The following is a 5,605-nucleotide window of genomic DNA, read 5'->3' on the forward strand; positions in this document are numbered from 1 at the left end:
CGCGATAATAGCTCGCTAAAGTAGCGAGCCTTGAAAATTAACAAATTTGCCTCTAGACCCGTCTTAATGCGCCCTAAATGGGGCAATCCGAGCAGATTGGCTGGGGTGAGGGTGACACTATTTACCCAGTCAGCGTAGGGTGTGTCGAGATGAGCAATCCGCACCGCTTGGGTAAAGACTTCTAAACCATCGTGATCCCCAAAACCATAAAAGGGATCGCGACAGTTATCACTGGCAAAAGCAACCGGAATTCCCGCTTTTTTCATCTCTTTTACCTTAGTTGTCCCGCGCCAAAAGGGGGTTTTTTCCTCTTGACGATCCTGTAGGTAGAGATTGCACATCGGCAAGCTAACGATAGCAATGCCCGCATTTTTGACTAAATTTAAAGTTTCTTGGATTATTTCATGGGATTGTACCGCTAAACTGCAACAGTGACCACAGATGATTTGTCCGTCAAATTGCTCTTTGATAGCAGTACGCGCGATCGCTGCTAAACAGGTAGAATCGGAATCGCCGTTTTCATCCAGATGAAAATCGAGATTTAAACCCCTTTCTTGGGCTAATTTGAAGGTAATATCAATTTGTGCCTGTAAATCGGCATTTGTGTAGGCTACTCCCCCCAATATACCCCCAAATTCGGCAATTTTATCGGCTAGGGCCGCTCCCTCGGAGGTTTGATAGTAGTCAAGGGAAACTAGAGAAACCGCTTGCAGGGTGATTTTACCGGCCCATTGTCGTTGCAATTCTCCCAAAGCAGTTAAGCTAATCTGTGCCTGTTGACCAAAAGAGTCGATATGGGTGCGAATAGCGGCGGTTCCGTGGGCATAACTGCATTTAACGCCGAATTCCATGCGACGATACACATCCTCTAAGCGCCACTCCCGTCGGGAATCCTCTAGGGCCATTTTTAAGGCACTGTCAAAAGTGCCATCATGGTTAGGACAACGATGCCAACTATGACCTTTATCGAGATGGGTGTGCATATCAACAAAGCAAGGAAAAACAATCTTTTTTTTGAGGTCAATAACGGGAATATTATCTTCGGGGGGGATTGTTGAGGTGATGCGATTAATGTAACCGTCATTAATTTCCAGATTAACTAAGGTTAATCCCTCGGAGGTTTGGGGAGAGAAACTCTCATTTTCTAGCAGGGAAACGGGAATATGAGCATTTTTGAGCCAGTAGCGCTCGCTTGAGGGAATCATAAGACCTCTGGTAAAAATCAAAAATTGTTGTTAGAATTAGGAGCCAGTCGTCGGTGCATCTCACATTTGCAGGAATACCGACAGTCAGCAATTATCAGTAACTCTTATAGCGGTTCTCACACCTGTGTGACACAGTTAAACCTTTGCTAATTAAGCTTTTCAACATCGATAATGTACCTCTTGCGAACAGGAAACGCTATAGATAATTACAAATGTATCAGCAGCTGCGTGTAAGCATCCCACCGAAAAACTAATGCGCGGGGGGTTTGGGGGCGGCGCCACGCTCCCAACGGGGGGTTTGGGGGGTAGAACCCCCCAAAAGCTTGGATTGAGTGATAAAATCGGAAGTAATGCCCGATCTTAGCCGAGAGTTTCCCCGTCAAAATCCCAATTGGTAGATTTACAAAAATGAGATGCAGCCTCGGTCGTCGGTCGTCAGGAGAATTAAGAATGAATAATAATCAATTAAGGGGTATTAAGTAAGGATTGTTAAATGGCATTAACAGTGCTATCTTTTCCCTGATTAATGTTTACTGATAAACCGGTAGGCGTGGCTTTAATTCCCAGCCATAAACTGCTAAAAATTCCTTTAATTTATCGGGGTGTAAATGGAGGTAATCGGGATTAACTTCATCGATAATGCCAATACCGCCTAAATCCCGCGCTCCTGCCGCTAAACAATCCAAGAGAAAAAGAGGATCGGGTACTAAATTCGGGGGAATTTGAATGACAATATCTGGGGGCAAAATTTCCCTGGCTTGCCTAACCAGATCGGGTAATTTTTGCAGATCAAAAGGATTATTTTGCCACTGTTCTCTTTTGCCCGGATTGTAGGGTTGTAGGATCACTTCTTGAATATGTCCCCAACGTTGATGAATAGTGGCAATAGTTTCTAAGGTTACTAAGCGATCGCATTCTGTTTCACCAATTCCTAATAATAAACCCGTGGTAAAAGGAATTCCTAATTCTCCCGCCCATTGTAACTGCTCTAAGCGCAGGGATGGCACTTTACTAGGGGCATGACGATGGACAGTATTTAATAAAGTCACCGTCATTTGTTCTAACATTATGCCCATAGATAGATTGACATTTTTCAGTTTTTCCATCTCGGCAAAAGTTAAAATCCCCGCATTGGTATGGGGATAAAAACCCATATTTAAAGCCAATGCTGCTAAATTATAAATATGCCGAAACCATGACTCTCGATTGGCTGCTAAAGGATGAACTTCGCCGCTAAGAATTAAAATTTCCGTAATTTCCGAACCCTGCAAAGCAGTTAAAATCTCTTTTGCCTTGTCTAAACTTAACCAGCCATCAGTGCCTAAATCCCTGCGAAAATTACAATAACTGCAACGATTGAAACACTCGTAGGTAGGTACAAGGGTATGAGAGGGACTATAGGTGACAATTCTTGACATTTTTTTCGGAATTGGAGTTCATTACGAGCATTCAAGGGCGATAAAATTTGCTATCGTGGGGAGAATTGCTGTTTTATTCACTTAAAAACACCCTCCCTTTTCGCTTCCTCCTATGATTTTCGATCCTGCCAGTCTTCCCTCCCATCGTCAAACGATTCGCCCGATTAGCGCCACGGCCCTGCACGGAATTGTATTTCAAGATAACAAATTAATCGCTATCGACGCAAAAAACGGCTATTTATACCAAATTGCCCTCGATACTGGTCATACAACTGTACTTAATTCCCATCGCTGGCAAGAATTCGTCGGGACGACGGGATTGGCCATCGATGATCAAAATAACCTCTGGTTTACTACCCGCGAAAATCTCTACTGCTGCACTCTCGAAGATTTTACCCCGAAATTTTTTACCCGTCTTCCCTACACCGCTAACGGAGTCGCCGTAACTGGTAACACAATTTATGTCACTTGTCAACGTTCTGGACAAATCTTTATATTTGATCGCCAATCGGGACAGGAAATTACTCGTTTGTACGCGCCTGGTATCGGCATCGAAAATATCACCATTCGCGGGGAAGAACTTTGGTTAACGGATACCCTAGAACAAACGGTTTACTGTCTTGATCGCGCCACGGGAGAACAGCTTTTTAGCATGATAACTCCTTTTGAATCGCCGACGGGATTAGCATTTTATCGCGATGCGAACAGTGGCAAGGATATCCTATATGTGGCCTATGCTTTCCAAGAACCCTTTATCCGCGATAATCCCAATTCCGAACAGGTTTACGAACTTAGTTATCGTCCGCGTACTTTTGTCCATCCTCTATATTTTCACTACGATCCCGCTAAAAAATACGCCCTTTCTAACGGTTATCTGATTGAATTATCCTACGTCGAGGAATTGGAACCTCTATATAATATCGAACTAAAAGATGTGGAATGGCGCATCGCTTTACCCTTAGAAACACCACGGCAAAAAATTCGCAGCGTCGAAGCGGTGGGATTGCCTTTTATTGAAGAAATTCAAGACGGGCAGCGGGTGGCAGTATTTAAGTTCGAGCAAATAACCGGCAAACAACGTCATATTTTTGGGTGGAAAGTAGTCTTAGAAGTATGGGGAATTAAATACCAAATTACTCCCCAAGATTGCGAAGATTTACCCCCCTTACCCGCCGATTTTCCCGATCGCTATTTGATCGATAATGATGATCTGGCCATGAATACAGAAATTATCCTCAATGCTGCCGAAGAAGCGATCGGTCGGGAAACCAATCTCCTCAGAAAAGTTTATAGTATTCGTAACTACGTCTATGATCAGCTTTCCTACGGCATCAAACCCAACATCGACACCCCCGATATTGCCCTGCGGCGCGGAGTGGGTTCCTGTGGCGAATATGTGGGTTTATTATTGGCTTTGTGTCGTCTCAATGGTATTGCCTGTCGCACGGTAGGACGCTATAAATGCCCACCCCATCCCCTCGAACGTAATTTACCCCTCGAACCAGATTACAATCACGTCTGGATGGAATTTTATCTCCCCTCTATCGGTTGGGTTCCCATGGAGTCCAATCCCGATGATATCTTTGAAGGTGGTCCCTATCCCAATCGTTTCTTTATGGGTTTAGCTTGGTATCACACGGAAATTGCCAAAGATATCCCCTTTGAACGAATGCTCAGTGAAGGACAACCGGTGTTAAAAACCCAAGTTCCCATCGGCGATTTAGCGATTAATCACGTTCAATTCGTCATTCTTGAGGAATTAGCCCCAAAAGACTAGAATTCTGAGCCATCATCTAGGATGCCCATTTCTCTATCTCTTTCTTCTTTGAGTTCTTTGACCATTTGCAAACCCGCACCCACACAGAAGCCCAGGGCTGCCCCGGCACCGGCAAAATAACGTCCATAGATGATTTGATAGTTATAGGGATTTTTATAGTTGACTTGGCTGGGATTGCGTTCAATGCGGCTAATGCCATAACCGATACCTGCCCCGACTAAAGCGGTAACAAGGCCTGAAAATAGAACTAGACGAAAGTTCATGATCTTATCTCCCGATGGACTCTGACTTTAGATTATCGCTGAAAATCAGTTAATGGCAAGCGATCGCAATAATTTGTTAAGTAGTCGTGCCAAATTAATTTCCATTTTTGAGATCGGAGACAGGAGACTCCGAGTAACTACCTAGCGGATGGGAGTAGTTCATAAGAGGGCGAACGAGGGGACTCGAACCCCCGAGTGGTGGAACCACAATCCACTGCCTTAACCACTTGGCTACGCTCGCCGCACACCTTCCCTAGTATAGCACAAAACGAATGGTTGGCAACAGGTTTTTTATCCTCAATTCGGGCTATGGTTAGGGTAAGTGAGTGATGATTTGAGAGCTTATGAAATTGGCACGGTTAGGGGGAATGGCGCTAGGAGTGGTTTTAGGGGGAATTGCGGGGATATTGCTGACAACTAACCCCAATCGTCAAGATTACGAACAATACGCTTCCCAGCGGTTAACTAGCTATCTTAAGGATAATGTCTGCGCTCGGGCGCAAGCTTCGAGCGAGATGCAAGCTCTCTTGCGAGGTTACTGTAAAATGTTGGTGGATACGGGTCATCCTTTTTTACAAGAAGCGATCGCCACTCACACCACTAGAAAGAATTTTGTCATTTTCAGCGTTTATCAAACGGAATTATGGTTCCCTCCCCCTTTACCTAGTTATCACTTCAGCACCGTCGGTTTTTTGAACAAATTATACATCTACGAAGCTTTAGAACTGTAGTCAGGCAATTGAAATTTTCCGAGAGTAAATCCTGATGGTAGTGATTTTATTGTAGTGGTGATAGCTGAAATTATGGCTCTTCGGTTTGTGTTATGCAATGGACGGGGGTTATAAGGGATGGAACCCTTATAGAGAAAGGCATTTAGCGATTTTTGTCAATTGTTTTTTATCTAGAGCGAACTAATCAATTAAGTCTCTTGCCAGATAAGGA

General features: G+C 44.1%; 5 protein-coding genes and 1 tRNA gene. 2 read left to right on the plus strand and 4 right to left on the minus strand.

The window, feature by feature from the left end; translation table 11 throughout:
• Together PX481_RS25265 and cofG are read right to left on the minus strand one after the other, a co-directional pair.
• Positions 1-1,205 (minus strand): cytosine deaminase (locus tag PX481_RS25265; protein ID WP_288096708.1); only part of this gene is annotated, 1,205 nt, incomplete at its 3' end.
• A 530-nt stretch (positions 1,206-1,735) separates the two neighbouring features.
• Positions 1,736-2,623, minus strand: coding sequence for a 7,8-didemethyl-8-hydroxy-5-deazariboflavin synthase subunit CofG (gene cofG, locus PX481_RS25270; protein WP_288026327.1), 888 nt, complete (start codon positions 2,621-2,623; stop codon positions 1,736-1,738).
• 112 nt (positions 2,624-2,735) lie between these two features.
• Between cofG and PX481_RS25275 the strand changes: the two genes are divergently transcribed.
• On the plus strand, positions 2,736-4,400 hold the full coding sequence (locus PX481_RS25275) for a transglutaminase domain-containing protein (RefSeq protein ID WP_288026329.1): 1,665 nt from the start codon (positions 2,736-2,738) through the stop codon (positions 4,398-4,400).
• Here PX481_RS25275 and PX481_RS25280 read toward each other — a convergent pair.
• Positions 4,397-4,663, minus strand: coding sequence for a hypothetical protein (locus PX481_RS25280; RefSeq protein WP_002763196.1), 267 nt, complete (start codon positions 4,661-4,663; stop codon positions 4,397-4,399). The genes PX481_RS25275 and PX481_RS25280 overlap by 4 nt on opposite strands.
• Before the next feature lie 168 nt (positions 4,664-4,831).
• Positions 4,832-4,904, minus strand: a tRNA-His gene (locus tag PX481_RS25285).
• A gap of 103 nt (positions 4,905-5,007) precedes the next feature.
• On the opposite strand from PX481_RS25285, the gene PX481_RS25290 reads away from it, so the two are divergent.
• The gene (locus PX481_RS25290; RefSeq protein ID WP_288096712.1) at positions 5,008-5,394 is read left to right on the plus strand and encodes a DUF4359 domain-containing protein; all 387 of its coding nucleotides are present in this window, start codon (positions 5,008-5,010) and stop codon (positions 5,392-5,394) included.
• The last annotated feature ends 211 nt before the right edge of the window (positions 5,395-5,605 follow it).

The organism is Microcystis sp. M53603_WE2 (assembly GCF_030065435.1).